Source organism: Azospirillum rugosum (genome assembly GCF_017876155.1).
Lineage (GTDB): Bacteria > Pseudomonadota > Alphaproteobacteria > Azospirillales > Azospirillaceae > Azospirillum > Azospirillum rugosum.
Genome location: NZ_JAGINP010000011.1, coordinates 98,205 through 110,444 on the forward strand (window position 1 = coordinate 98,205; position 12,240 = coordinate 110,444).

Here is a 12,240-nt window from a genome sequence, read left to right on the forward strand (position 1 = left end):
GAAACGCCGCCGCTTCGTGGAAGCGGCGGCGCTGTGCCGTGGCGGGGGTCAGGCCGGCGTCGGCAGGGTGGTCGGGCCGCTCCAGGGACCGCCCTCGGTCACCCAGAACACGCTCAGCGTGCCGTTCTCGTTGCTCACGAAGGCGTCGGTCTGGTTCAGGCCGAACTGCTGGGACGCCGCGACGAACGAGCCCGGCACACCGCCGGCGCCGAGGGCGTTCGGACCGCTCCACGGACCCAGGCCGGTCACCCAGAAGACGCTCAGCAGGCCGGAGTTGCCGACGACGAACACGTCGGTCTGGTTCAGGCCGACCTGCTGCGTGGCCGCGACGAACGAACCGGCCGGGGCGAAGGACGCCTGGCTGATCTTGTTCGGGCCGCTCCACGGACCGTCGTTGGTCACCCAGAAGACGCTCAGCGTGCCGGTGCCGTCGACCAGGAAGACGTCGGTCTGGTTGGCGCCGACCTGCTGCGACGCCGCGATGAACGAGCCCGGCTTGGCGTAGTTCGACGCGCTGATCGCGGTCGGGCCGCTCCACGGGCCCACGCCGGTGACCCAGAAGACGCTCAGCGCGCCCGAGTTGCCGACGACGAACACGTCGGTCTGGTTCAGGCCGAACTGCTGCGAGGCCGCGATGAACGAGCCCGCCGGGGCGAAGTTGGGGGCGCTGATCTTGTTCGGGCCGCTCCACGGACCGTCGTTGGTCACCCAGAACACGTTCAGCGCGCCGGTGCCGTCGACCAGGAAGACGTCGGTCTGGTTGGCGCCGATCTGCTGCGACACGGCGATGTAGGAACCCGGCTTGGCGAAGCCCGGGCCGGTGATCTTGGTCGGGCCGCTCCACGGGCCGGCGTTGGTCACCCAGAACACGCTCAGCGCGCCGGTGTTGTCGACCACGAACACGTCGGTCTGATCGAGGCCGAACTGCCGGGACGCGGCCACATAGGCGCCCGGCGGGGCGAAGTTCGGGCCGCTGATCTTGGCCGGTCCGCTCCACGGGCCGTCCGAGGTGACCCAAGTCACGTTCAGCGCACCGGTGCTGTCGACGGCGAATACATCCGTCTGATTCAGTTCAAACTGCTGCGAAACCGCAAAAGGAGTGACGCTCTGATAAGCCATTTTTCTTCCTCCAAATGATCGACATCACGAAATTCATAGATATCATCAACGAGAGTCAAACGATTCTTTTCTTTGTCGCCTAATCCATACCACTGTAATTGAAGAGTCCATGCGAATGTATATTGTTATCTTACTAGACTACTGACCATGCATCATGATTGAAACTGTTACAGAACGATAAACCTTTTTTATTCACAGGATGCTTTCGAATCAATTTGCTGCAATGTTGTACATTGAAGAAACGAAGCCAGGAAAAGCGGCAATACCGTCGGCGCAATGGACGCGGCGAGGCGCATGGCGTTCGCGACGTGACTTGCCGAGGATCGCCTTCCAGGCGCGCGGTCGGAGCTCGCCGATTACACATCCTGGATTGCACACACCAACGACTACAATAATTTTCATTGTACAGACTGAACACGCTTTTACTGGGCAACACATCGGCATTCGCTGGACCGGATAGCGACGTGACGAGGGGGAATCGGCGCCTCGCAAACCCCGCCGGACTCGACGCCGGCTCGCGAATCGACCTGGCGCGGCCACGGTGGTCCAGGCATGAAAAAACCCTCCTCCCTTGTGGGAGGAGGGCTTCGCGTGGACGGCCGCCCGGTTGCGAGCGGATCGGTTACGAACGGACCAGCGGCTTGTACTTGATGCGGTGCGGGTTGACCGCGTCCTCGCCCAGGCGGCGCTTCTTGTCGGCCTCATAGGCTTCGAAGTTGCCCTCGAACCACTCCACGTGGCTGTCGCCCTCGAAGGCCAGGATGTGGGTGGCGAGGCGGTCGAGGAACCAGCGGTCGTGGCTGATGACCACGGCGCAGCCGGCGAAGGTCTCCAGCGCCTCTTCCAGCGCGCGCAGCGTGTCGACGTCCAGGTCGTTGGTCGGTTCGTCGAGCAGCAGGACGTTGGCGCCGGACTTCAGCATCTTGGCGAGGTGGACGCGGTTGCGCTCACCGCCGGACAGCTGGCCGACCTTCTTCTGCTGGTCCGGACCGCGGAAGTTGAAGGACGAGACATAGGCGCGGCTGGGCATCGACTTCTTGCCCAGGTCGATGACGTCCAGCCCGTCGGAGATCTCCTCCCACACGGTCTTGTTCGGGTTCAGCGAATCGCGGCTCTGGTCGACATAGCCCAGCTTCACCGTCTCGCCGACGCGGAAGGCGCCGGCGTCCGGCCCGTCCTGCCCGGTGATCATGCGGAACAGGGTGGTCTTGCCGGCGCCGTTCGGACCGATCACGCCGACGATGCCGCCCGGCGGCAGGCGGAAGGACAGGCCGTCGATCAGCAGCCGGTCGCCGAAGCCCTTGTTGATCGTCTCGGCCTCGATGACGACGTTGCCCAGGCGCGGCGGCGTCGGGATGACGATGCGGGCCTCGCCCGTCGTCTCCTTCGTGCTCTCGGCCAGCAAGGTCTCGTAGGCGGAGATGCGGGCCTTGCTCTTGGCCTGGCGGGCGCGCGGGGACTGGCGGATCCACTCCAGCTCGGTGGCCAGCTGCTTCTGGCGGGCCTCCTCGGCGCGGCCTTCCTGCTCCAGCCGCTTCTGCTTCTGCTCCAGCCAGGAGGAGTAGTTGCCCTCCCACGGAATGCCCGAGCCACGGTCGAGTTCGAGGATCCAGCCCGTCACGTTGTCCAGGAAGTAGCGGTCGTGGGTGACCAGGACGACGGTGCCCTTGTAGTCCTCAAGGTGCTTCTGCAGCCAGGCCACGGACTCCGCGTCCAGGTGGTTGGTCGGCTCGTCGAGCAGCAGCAGGTCGGGCTTTTCCAGCAGCAGCTTGCACAGCGCCACGCGGCGCTTCTCGCCGCCCGACAGCTTGGTCACGTCGGCGTCGCCCGGCGGGCAGCGCAGAGCGTCCATGGCGATCTCGACCGTGCGGTCGATGTCCCAGGCGTCGGCGGCGTCGATCTTCTCCTGCAGCTCGGCCTGCTCGGCCAGCAGCGCGTCGAAGTCGGCGTCCGGGTCGGCCATCGCCTCCGACACGGCGTTGAAGCGGTCCAGCAGCGCCTTGGTGTCGGCCAGCGCCTCCAGGACGTTCTCCTGGACGGTCTTGGTCGGGTCGAGCTGCGGCTCCTGCGGCAGGTAGCCGACCTTGGCGCCCTGCGCGGCCCAGGCCTCGCCGGAATAATCCTTGTCCAGGCCGGCCATGATCTTCATCAGCGTGGACTTACCGGCGCCGTTGACGCCGAGCACGCCGATCTTCACGCCGGGCAGGAAGGACAGCCAGATGTTGTCCAGAACCTTCTTGCCGCCGGGGTAGACCTTGGACAGGCCCTTCATCACATAAACATACTGATAGGACGCCATGCGCCGCTCCGACCCTTCTGCACAAAAAGGAAAAATTCAGCACGCCACCCGCGGCGCCGCTTCGCTCGCCAAGGGTTTTAGCGCATAAGGACGCGACATTAAACGGCGAAGGAGGGAGGCCGGGTGGTCGAGATTTATGTGGATGCCGACGCCTGCCCAGTAAAGGCCGAAATCTACCGGGTGGCCGGCCGTACAGGAACAAAGGTCTGGATCGTCAGCAACGGCCCTTTGCGCCTGCCGACCGAATGCGTGTCGCAGCTCGTCGTCGTCGGGTCGGAGTTCGACGCCGCCGACAACTGGATCGCCGAGCACGCGACCGAGACCGACATCGTGGTCACCGCCGACATCCAGCTGGCCGACCGCTGCGTCAAAAAGCGCGCCGTGGTCATCGGCCCCACGGGGCGCCCCTTCACCGAGGATTCCATCGGCACGGCCATCGCCACCCGCGCCCTGATGCAGGACCTGCGCGACATGGGCGTGGTCAACGGCAACAACAAGCCGATGAGCCAGCAGGACAAGTCCAAGTTCCTCCAGGCGCTCGACCAAGCCGTCCAGTCCCTCAAGGCCGGCCGCCGGCCCCGCTGGAAGTAGGGGCCATCACCGGCGCTGCACCTGCACCTGCCCTTCGGCAAAGGCCCGCGCGGCGCCGTGGCTGTCGATGCCCCGCCCGTCCAGTTGCAGCAGGATCGCCGCCGCCAGTTCCGCCTGGATCAGCGCCGGGGCGAAGACGTCCGGCCGCGGGTGCGGGGCGATGCCGAACGCGGCGCACAGCCGGTCCAGCGGCGCGCCCTCCAGCGAGCGGTCGAGCGCCGTGGCCAGCCGGCCGAGATCGAGCGACAGTGGCCGTTCCAGCGTGGGCCGTTCCAGCGTGCCCGCCGGCCCCGCCCGCACGAAGTCGCGTTCCAGCGCGTCGAGCGCCGCGTCCACATCAAGTCCGACGACCATGCAGCCGTGCAGCGCCTCGGCGATCACCGGCCAGGATTCAGCGAACGACCGCGCCCCCTGCACCATGGCGTCGGTCACGCCGTGCCGGGCGGTGGCCTCCGCGGGAATCGGCCGGCCGGGATCGACGAACAGGTCCAGCGACAGCGACCGGAAGACGCGCGGCCCGGCCAGCCGCACCGTGCCGACGGCGACAACGGCACGATCGTCCCCGTCAGCCTCCCCCGTGGTCGCGACCCACAGGCTGACCATGGGCAGGGTCAGCAGCGGCTCCTCGTCGCCGAGGTGCGGGGCGCGCGACAGCGGCCGCAGCACCACCCGGTCGCCGGCCAGCAGCGCCGGCGTGTTGACGCTCCGCGCCGGGAAGACCAGCGCGACCCCGGCCTGCAAGCCGAGGTCCCGAACGCGCACCTGAATCTCGCCGCCCTGCGCGCGACGCAGCAGGGCGGAGACCATCTGCCCGCTCTCCCGCGCCCGTTCGATGGCGCGGAACAGCTCGGGCCGGGACAGGTGGTCGTAGATGTCGGCGCCCACCGCGATGCCCAGCTGGCCGGCGGCGGCCGCGTTCAGAAGCTCGACCCGCCCGAAATCGTCCAGCACGACCACCGGCTCCTCCAGGGCCGCCATCACGCCGGTCAGCCGCGCGCCGCCACCCGCCGCCGCACCGGGCCGGTCGTGGCGCAACGCCTCCGCGGCGGCCTTGGCGAGGCGCCCGGCCTCGTCGTCACGGGCGTCCTTTGCGAGATCGACGGCCAGCCGACCCCGCGGCGCCGCCAGGGCGTCCCGCAGCCGCTCCACCTCGCGGAAGTGCCGGCCGAGCCGCGCGAAGGCCGCCCACAACGCCACCACGCCAAGCGCGACCGCGCCCATGTCGGTGTAGTAGGCCTCGCGGTCGTCGCCGACCAGCCGACCGATGTCCATGCCCAGATAGGCGAAGGCCAGCCCCGCGACCGCTAGCCCCAGCACCGCCGAACGCCACGCACCGCCCGCCATCGGGCCGCCTCCCAACGCCAAAACCAGCGTTGAGTCTATCGCTCCCGATCGTGAACGAAAAGGGAAAGGCCGTAGGTTGGGTGAAGCGCAGCGGAACCCAACATCTTCGTCCGGGCGGAGGATGTTGGGTTCCGGCTTCGCCTGCACCCAACCTACGGCATCAAGGGCAACATCACTTCTCCGCGAAACAGTACAGCAGACCCGCCCCGCCGGTGCTCTTCAGCGCGTCCTGGCTGCACCCGCCGCGCGACAGGTGCGAGGAGTTCCAGGACTTAGCCGGCGGGTCGTCGCTCAGCCCGATGCGGTCGCTGTGACCCAGCATCGCGGCGCCCTCCGTCCCGCTCCGGGTCCAGTTGCCGCAGGTGCGGTCCTCGGCGACGGCGAAGGCGGTGCCGTCCGGCTGGGTTCCGGTCAGGATGTCGTGCATGTTGGGGGTGTCGCCGCGGCCGTTGACGACCTCGCCTTTCTCCGTCAGGGCGGTCTGCTTGGTCAGGTTGTTGGTGCCGTGCAGCTCCTCCGCGTTGCGGGCGATCACCTGCCCCTTGGCGTTCTGCCACGGGCCGGCGCCGATGCGCTCGCGGGCGTTCACCGCGTTCTGGCCGGGAATGGCCTGGGTGCTGAGATAGGCCTTCCACGTGCGGTTCCCGGCGCCGACCGCCTCGGCCAGCTTCTGGCAATGCTGGTCGGCGCCGGCCAGCCCGCCGAGGTCGGCGCCCTTGCCGAGTCCCGTGCTGGTGACGAAGAAGGTCATGGCGTTGGCGCCGCCGGCCTGCTGCGCCTGGGCACCCCCGCACAGCGCGGCGAGCGCCACCCCGAACATAAGCCCACGAATGGTTCGCACCGTCGTCCTGTTCATCGTGTTCCTCCCTGTTGTTGGCCCTGTTGTTGGCCCCGTTGTTGGACGCATATCGGAACAGTGACGCTCCAGCACCGCGGTTTATTCCCTACCCTCCGCGCAAATGACAGGCGGCGCCATTTCGCCCGCCTTTTGGCCCCGAATTGTCCACCGCACGGGTGCCGGTCATTCCCTATGCTGCATTCGGGTTCCTGCGCTCACGGCGTTGCTCCACCAGCGGGCAACGCCCTTTTCGCGCGAATTTATTCCGAATTTCGAACCATTTCGGCGGCGTTACGCGCGCACTATTCCCGGAACTCTAAAGAATAACGATAGAATATAGCGGTAGATTTCTTTATCGCGGTTTGCCCATCCACCAACATCTTGTTCGCCGGCAAATTGTTAATCTCTTTTTAAACTCTATTCTGCACATTTTCGGGACTTTCTCCTTCCCATGCATTTGGAGACTGCTGATGGTGATGGTGTACCACCCCTACTCGCTCCGGCAGCACGAGGAGCGGCGCAGTGGCAGGAAGGCTGTGGTCGCGGTGCTTTTCGCGCTTGCCGTGCCGCTGGCGGTGGGGGCCGGATACACCATGGACGCGGTGCGCGGCTACGCGGTGCAGGCGCGGCTGTCGCAGGCGGTGGACGCCGCGGCGCTGGCCGGCGGCCGCGTGATGTTCGACGACCAGCGCGACGGGCACATCCGCACCTTCTTCTCGATCGCCTTTCCCAACGGGTTCCTGGGGTCCAACACGGCCCCGCTGGCCATCGCCGACGACCCGCGCGCCGGCACGCTGACCGTCAGCGCGCGCGCCACGGTGAAGGCGCTGTTCACCCGCCTGCTGGGCGGCGACGACGTGACGGTGGAGGCGCACTCCATGGTCCGGCTCGGCGGCGCACACGGCCGCAAGCCGCAGTAAAGGCGGCTCGGCGCGGCGTCAGTCGGCGGGGTCGGCGAGCCAGGGACGGTCCAGGCTCGGCCGGCCGAAGCGGTAGCCCTGGAGCAGCCGCACCCCTTCCCGCCGCAGCGTCGCCGCTTCTTCGTCGTTCTCCACGCATTCCGCGACGGTGGTCATCCCGAATCCGTTGGCCAGCCCGACCAGCGTGCGGATGAAGAGAAGCGCGTCCGGCCCGTCCTTCAGCTCGCGGACGAAGGAGCCGTCGATCTTCACGATGTCGATCGGCAGCGCCTTCAGGTGCCGGTAGGACAGGTACCCCGCCCCGAAATCGTCGAGCGCGGTGCGGCAGCCGAGCGAGCGCACCGCGGCCAGAAAGCCGGCGGTGTCCTCCAGATCCTCGATGGCAGCGGTCTCCGTGACCTCCAGGATCAGGCGCTGCGCCAGCTCCGGCCGCGCCCCGAGCCGCTTGTCCAGGGCATCGAGCCAAGTGCGGTCGGCCGTCGTCGTGGCGGACAGGTTGAGCGACAGGACCACGCCCGGGTGCCGCTCCAGCTCCCGCACCGCGTGGTCCAGCGTGTGCAGATCGATGCGCCGCGCCATGCCCAGACGTTCGACCGCCGGCATGAAGGCGCCAGCCGGGACCGGCGCACCGTCCGCCGCCATCAGCCGCAGCAGGCATTCGTAGAAGGCGACCTCCGGCCGCCCCACCCCGTCCACGCCGCCCCCATCCAGGCCGACCACCGGCTGGAAGGCGAAGCGCAGCCCGTCGGCCTGGAGCGCCGCCTTGACCATCTGCCCGGTCGCCAGCGCGTTGCGCAGGCCCGTCTGCTTCGGGCTGGTCGCGCGGTGCGGCCAGAAGCAGTCGCCGCCCTGCCGCTTGGCCTCCTGAAGCGCGGTCTCCGCGCGGGTCATCACCTCGTCCACCCGGCATTGGCCGTTGTCCGCGCCCGCGCATTTGGCGATGCCGCCGGCCGACACCGTGACGAGGATCGGCCCGACCGGCGTGTCCACCGGCGCCGCCCGCACCGCGCGCAGCAGCTTGTCGGCCACATGGACCATGTCGTCTTCCGGGCAGCGCGGCAGCACGACGCCGAAGATGTCGCCGCCGGCGCGCCCCACCGTGTCTCCGGGGCGCAGGACGCGCCGCAGCCGGTCCGCCACCTCGCACACCACGGCGTCCGCCGCGGCGTGCCCCATGGCGTCGTTGACGAGGCCGAGCTTGTCGATGCCCACCGCCAGATACAGGCCGCCGAGCGCCGCGGGGCAGTCGTCGTCCATTTGGCTGGTGCGGCAGGTGCCGGACAGGGCCTCGCGCAGGCGGTGGCGGTTGACCAGGCCGGTCAGCGGGTCGAAATGGGCCTGGTGTTCCAGTTCGACCTCGTAGGCCTTGCGGCGGTCGATGACGCGCAGCACGCCGCGCAGGCGCACGGGCATGCCGTCGCCGTCACGTTCCACCTGGCCGCGGTCGTGGACCCAATGCATCCCGCCGTCGGCCAGCCGCAGGCGGTAGTCGCAGTCGAAGGAGCTTCCCGTCTCGATGTGCTGCGACAGAGCGACGCGGCGCCGCGCCCGGTCCGACCGCTCGATCCGCGCCCGCCACGCCTCGCCGTAGGCGATCTCCGCGGGCGTGCCCAGCTGGGCCACCGCGCTTCCGGCCCAGGAGATGGAATCGGTGGCGATGTCCCAGGCGTAGGCGATGTCGCCGGACGCGTCCAGGGCGGCCGCGATGAGCTGTGCATCCATCGGGGCGTCCATCCGGCCATCGTCCAGGACCAGCAGGTCCATGGCCAGCTCCCCCACCGGGATTCCGTCGATCGGTCGCGACACGCCGCCTGCCCCCTTCAGCGCCGCTGCGCCTGTCGGCGCGACTCGGAGTCCCTGCGGGGCTCCCGGCGGTCTCCGGAAATACGGGATTAACATCAAATAGTATGCACCGACCCGAAACCGCGGGCAACAGCCGCAGAGGTGCTCCACAATTTTTAAGGATTCGGGAAGCCATCCCCTGCTAAGGTGCCGGTTCGAGTCGCCCGGAATCCGCAACCCCGCACCGCTCAAGCCCGCCCCCTCCAGCCCCGGACCGCCGCCCGTGTCCAGCATCCCCGCCCTTCCATCGCCGGCCAGCGCGCAGCCCCAATCGGGGCTCAGCCGCATTCGGCAGATGCTGGCCAGCGATGCCCCGGCGATCCAGCCGGTCCGGCGCGTTCCCGGCCAGCAGGAGCGTCCGCAGCGGCAGGACGTTTCCGCGACCGATGACGCGCTGAAAGGCGGCAAGAGCGCGCAGTTGGACGGCGCGGACGGAAGCCGGACGCGACGGTCGGGCGCCTCCGGCGGCTTCTCGCTGAACACGGATGATGGGGAAAAGCCCGTCACGCCCGGCCCGGTCCCGCTGACCGCGACGCCGAACGCCGGCTTCGTCGCGCAGAGCATCCACCAGGACGCGATGGGGGATGGCCTGCACATCGAGCCCTGGCCCGCGGCCATCCAGGCCTATGAAAAGGCCGCCGGGGCCGCCCTGGGCGCGGCGGCCGGCGGCGTTTCGGTCTAAGCAGGTTTCTCCAGATCGGGCCATGGGCCCGGCCTGGAGAAACCTGCGGACTCTACGGTTTTGCAGGTTTTCCGAGCCCGCCCATGTGTGGGCGGAGTTCGGAAAACCTGCATAGGTCCGAATCAGGCGGCGCGGATACCGGCCAGGAAGCTTTCGACCTCCTGCTTCAGCGTTTCGGACTGGCGGGCCAGTTCACCCGACGCGCCGAGCACCTGGGCGGCGGCCGCTCCGGTCTGGGTGGCCGCCTCGCTCACGTCCACCACGTTCATGCTGACCGCGTTCGTGCCGGCATACGCTTCCTGGACGTTGCGGGAAATTTCGGCGGTGGCCGCGCCCTGCTCCTCGATGGCCGAGGCGATGGAGGTCGCCACTTCGCTCACGGTCGCGATGGTCCGGCTGATGCCGCTGATGGCCTGCGCGGCGCCATTGGTCGCCCCCTGCATCGACGCGATCTGCTGACCGATGTCTTCCGTAGCCTTGGCCGTCTGGTTGGCCAGGCTCTTCACCTCGCTGGCGACCACCGCGAAGCCCTTTCCGGACTCGCCGGCGCGCGCCGCTTCGATGGTCGCGTTCAGCGCCAGCAGGTTGGTCTGCGACGCGATGTTGTTGATAAGCTGCACGATCTCGCCGATCCGCTGCGCCTGCTCGACCAGACCCTGCACCTGGGCGTTCGTCTGCTGCGCCTCGCTGACCGCCTGGTCGGCGATGGCGGTGGAGCGTGCCACCTGCCCGCTGATCTCGTTGATCGAGGCGGACAGCTCCTCCGTGGCCGCCGCGACGGCCTGCACGTTGGCCGACGCCTCCGCCGACGCGCTCGCCGCGGCACCCGCCCCCTCGTTCGTTTGGGCCGCGATGCCCGACATGCTGTTCGCCGTCACGTTCAGTTCGGTGGCGGCGGAGGTCAGGGCGTGCAGGATTCCGCCGACCGTCTTCTCAAAATGGCCGATCAGCCGCTCGATCGCGAGCGCGCGCTGCTCCTTGGCCGCGCGTTCGCGCGCCTGTTCGGCCTCCAGGCGGTCGGCCGTCTGCAAGGCATCGCGGAAGGTGGAAACGGCGCTGGCCATGGCCCCGACCTCGTCGTCGCGCGACGCGTCCGACAGGTCCACCCCATAGTCCTTGTGCGTCAGGCGGTCCATGGTCGCGGTCAGGCGGGCCAGCGGCTGGACGACGCTCCGGCGGGCGATGATCCAGGACAGAAGCGCTCCGGCCAGCATGCCCACGAGGCCGACCGCCGTCATCAGGTCGCGCACGAAGCCTTCGGTTTGCTCCACCCGCGCGGTGAGGCTTGCGATCTCCTCCGTCCCGGCCACGATGATCGGGTCGGTCAGGGCGGAGGCGGCGCGCTCGCTCTCGCGCACCTCGGTGCGGAACAGCTCCTGCGCCGCGTCGCGCTTGCCCGACACGGCAAGGTCGCGTGCCTTGACCAGCGTCTCCATCACCCTGGTCTGCAACGGGCCGATTCGCCCGGCCTGCGCGTTGCCCGACGCGACGAGGAGCTGTTCAAGCAGGCGGTTCTTCTCGCCCATCTCGGCAACGCGAGCGCCAAACCGCTCGGCGATCGCGGCCTGCCCTGCGGCGTCCTCTACGATCAGGTTCAGCGCATCGCGTTGCAGCGCCCGGCTGACCGACCGCAGTTCCGATGCCGCGAGAACCATCCGGTCGGTCCGGATCAGGGCTTCGTTGGCGGTGCCAATGCGGTTCAGCCCCCACATCGACGTGGAGCCGATCACCGCCGACACGGCGGACAGCAAGAATACCGGCAACAGAATTTTGGTGGACAGCTTCATCGTTGGCTCTCACGCGGGACCATCCGCCAGCGGTTCCCACACCGGCGTCCGCGCAAAGCTTCGCATTTGAACTGTTAAGAAACCAATACATATCCGCGCATGTCACGCGCCAGGGATCACGCCTGACGGATCGCCCTCAACGGAAGGCGTGCACGGCGCCCTTTCGTTGCGTCGTTGGTTTGCGCCGGTTGGTCCGCGCCGTTGCCCGGTCCAACCGGCTGTCATCCATCAATCGGAAACGTCAAACCCGGTTCTTGCCCCCGGGACGGTCATACGGTCGGCGGATGAACACATCCAGTGCCGCCGTCCGTATCACTCGTCGCCCTTGTACAGCTGCTCCTGCTGGTAGGCGTTCAGGCCGATGCGCTGGATCAGGTCCAGCTGGGTTTCCAGCCAGTCGATGTGCTCTTCGGTGTCGTCCAGGATCTCGCGCAGGATCTCGCGGCTCTGGAAGTCGCGCACGGCCTCGCAGTCGACCATGGCTTCCTGGAGGTTGCCGCGGTTCAGGCTCTCGATGCCGAGGTCGGCGTTCAGCATCTCCGGCAGGTCCTCGCCGATCTTCAGCTTGTGCAGGTCCTGGAGGTTGGGCAACCCTTCCAGGAACAGGATGCGCTCGATCAGCTTGTCGGCGTGCTTCATCTCGCCGATGGACTCTTCGTAGACCTTCTTGGCGATCCGCAGCAGGCCCCAGTTCTTCAGCATCCGGGCGTGCAGATAGTACTGGTTGATGGCCGTCAGCTCGTTGGTCAGGATCGTGTTGAGATGGCGGATGACCTTCGGATCACCTTTCATGTTCCCCTCCGTGTTGAACCGTCGCG

General features: G+C 68.0%; 10 protein-coding genes. 3 read left to right on the forward strand and 7 right to left on the reverse strand.

Annotation, left to right across the window (positions count from 1 at the left end; all coding sequences use genetic code 11):
* Positions 1 to 48: 48 nt before the first annotated feature.
* Together J2851_RS16250 and ettA are read right to left on the reverse strand one after the other, a co-directional pair.
* Positions 49 to 1,119: a BP39L family lectin gene (locus J2851_RS16250; RefSeq protein ID WP_465251417.1), complete on the reverse strand. Its 1,071-nt coding sequence runs from the start codon at positions 1,117 to 1,119 to the stop codon at positions 49 to 51.
* Between the two features lie 622 nt (positions 1,120 to 1,741).
* Positions 1,742 to 3,418 carry an energy-dependent translational throttle protein EttA gene (gene ettA, locus J2851_RS16255; RefSeq protein ID WP_209767429.1) on the reverse strand — a complete coding sequence of 559 codons (1,677 nt, stop codon included), beginning with the start codon at positions 3,416 to 3,418 and terminating at the stop codon, positions 1,742 to 1,744.
* A 123-nt stretch (positions 3,419 to 3,541) separates the two neighbouring features.
* Between ettA and J2851_RS16260 the strand changes: the two genes are divergently transcribed.
* Entirely contained in the window at positions 3,542 to 4,009 is a 468-nt protein-coding gene (locus J2851_RS16260; protein WP_209767430.1) for a YaiI/YqxD family protein, read from the forward strand.
* Between the two features lie 6 nt (positions 4,010 to 4,015).
* Here J2851_RS16260 and J2851_RS16265 read toward each other — a convergent pair whose 3' ends face one another.
* Together J2851_RS16265 and J2851_RS16270 are read right to left on the reverse strand one after the other, a co-directional pair.
* Positions 4,016 to 5,353 (reverse strand): exonuclease domain-containing protein, encoded by a 1,338-nt coding sequence (locus J2851_RS16265; protein WP_209767431.1) that lies wholly within the window; start codon positions 5,351 to 5,353, stop codon positions 4,016 to 4,018.
* A 172-nt stretch (positions 5,354 to 5,525) separates the two neighbouring features.
* Positions 5,526 to 6,209 carry a hypothetical protein gene (locus J2851_RS16270; RefSeq protein ID WP_209767432.1) on the reverse strand — a complete coding sequence of 228 codons (684 nt, stop codon included), beginning with the start codon at positions 6,207 to 6,209 and terminating at the stop codon, positions 5,526 to 5,528.
* Between the two features lie 452 nt (positions 6,210 to 6,661).
* Here J2851_RS16270 and J2851_RS16275 point away from each other — a divergent pair, with 452 nt between their 5' ends.
* Positions 6,662 to 7,111, forward strand: a complete 450-nt coding sequence (locus tag J2851_RS16275) for a TadE/TadG family type IV pilus assembly protein (protein WP_209767433.1) — start codon at positions 6,662 to 6,664, stop codon at positions 7,109 to 7,111.
* Positions 7,112 to 7,129: 18 nt separating this feature from the next.
* Here the strand turns inward: J2851_RS16275 and J2851_RS16280 are convergent, their stop codons facing one another.
* Positions 7,130 to 8,917 carry a putative bifunctional diguanylate cyclase/phosphodiesterase gene (locus tag J2851_RS16280; protein WP_209767434.1) on the reverse strand — a complete coding sequence of 596 codons (1,788 nt, stop codon included), beginning with the start codon at positions 8,915 to 8,917 and terminating at the stop codon, positions 7,130 to 7,132.
* Between the two features lie 259 nt (positions 8,918 to 9,176).
* On the opposite strand from J2851_RS16280, the gene J2851_RS16285 reads away from it, so the two are divergent.
* Positions 9,177 to 9,635: a hypothetical protein gene (locus J2851_RS16285; protein ID WP_307420440.1), complete on the forward strand. Its 459-nt coding sequence runs from the start codon at positions 9,177 to 9,179 to the stop codon at positions 9,633 to 9,635.
* A 122-nt stretch (positions 9,636 to 9,757) separates the two neighbouring features.
* Here the strand turns inward: J2851_RS16285 and J2851_RS16290 are convergent, their stop codons facing one another.
* Both J2851_RS16290 and bfr read right to left on the reverse strand, forming a co-directional pair.
* Positions 9,758 to 11,422, reverse strand: coding sequence for a methyl-accepting chemotaxis protein (locus J2851_RS16290; RefSeq protein WP_209767435.1), 1,665 nt, complete (start codon positions 11,420 to 11,422; stop codon positions 9,758 to 9,760).
* Positions 11,423 to 11,734: 312 nt separating this feature from the next.
* Positions 11,735 to 12,214, reverse strand: coding sequence for a bacterioferritin (gene bfr, locus J2851_RS16295; RefSeq protein ID WP_209767436.1), 480 nt, complete (start codon positions 12,212 to 12,214; stop codon positions 11,735 to 11,737).
* Between the last annotated feature and the right edge of the window lie 26 nt (positions 12,215 to 12,240).

What these genes read in the sequence shown, in the direction of transcription:
- J2851_RS16265 (WP_209767431.1), bottom strand. Translation starts at nt 5,353, where the DNA reads ATGGCGGGCGGTGCGTGGCGTTCGGCGGTGCTGGGGCTAGCGGTCGCG.
- J2851_RS16290 (WP_209767435.1), bottom strand. Translation starts at nt 11,422, where the DNA reads ATGAAGCTGTCCACCAAAATTCTGTTGCCGGTATTCTTGCTGTCCGCC.
- J2851_RS16275 (WP_209767433.1), top strand. Translation starts at nt 6,662, where the DNA reads ATGGTGATGGTGTACCACCCCTACTCGCTCCGGCAGCACGAGGAGCGG.
- J2851_RS16270 (WP_209767432.1), bottom strand. Translation starts at nt 6,209, where the DNA reads ATGAACAGGACGACGGTGCGAACCATTCGTGGGCTTATGTTCGGGGTG.
- J2851_RS16250 (WP_465251417.1), bottom strand. Translation starts at nt 1,119, where the DNA reads ATGGCTTATCAGAGCGTCACTCCTTTTGCGGTTTCGCAGCAGTTTGAA.
- ettA (WP_209767429.1), bottom strand. Translation starts at nt 3,418, where the DNA reads ATGGCGTCCTATCAGTATGTTTATGTGATGAAGGGCCTGTCCAAGGTC.
- bfr (WP_209767436.1), bottom strand. Translation starts at nt 12,214, where the DNA reads ATGAAAGGTGATCCGAAGGTCATCCGCCATCTCAACACGATCCTGACC.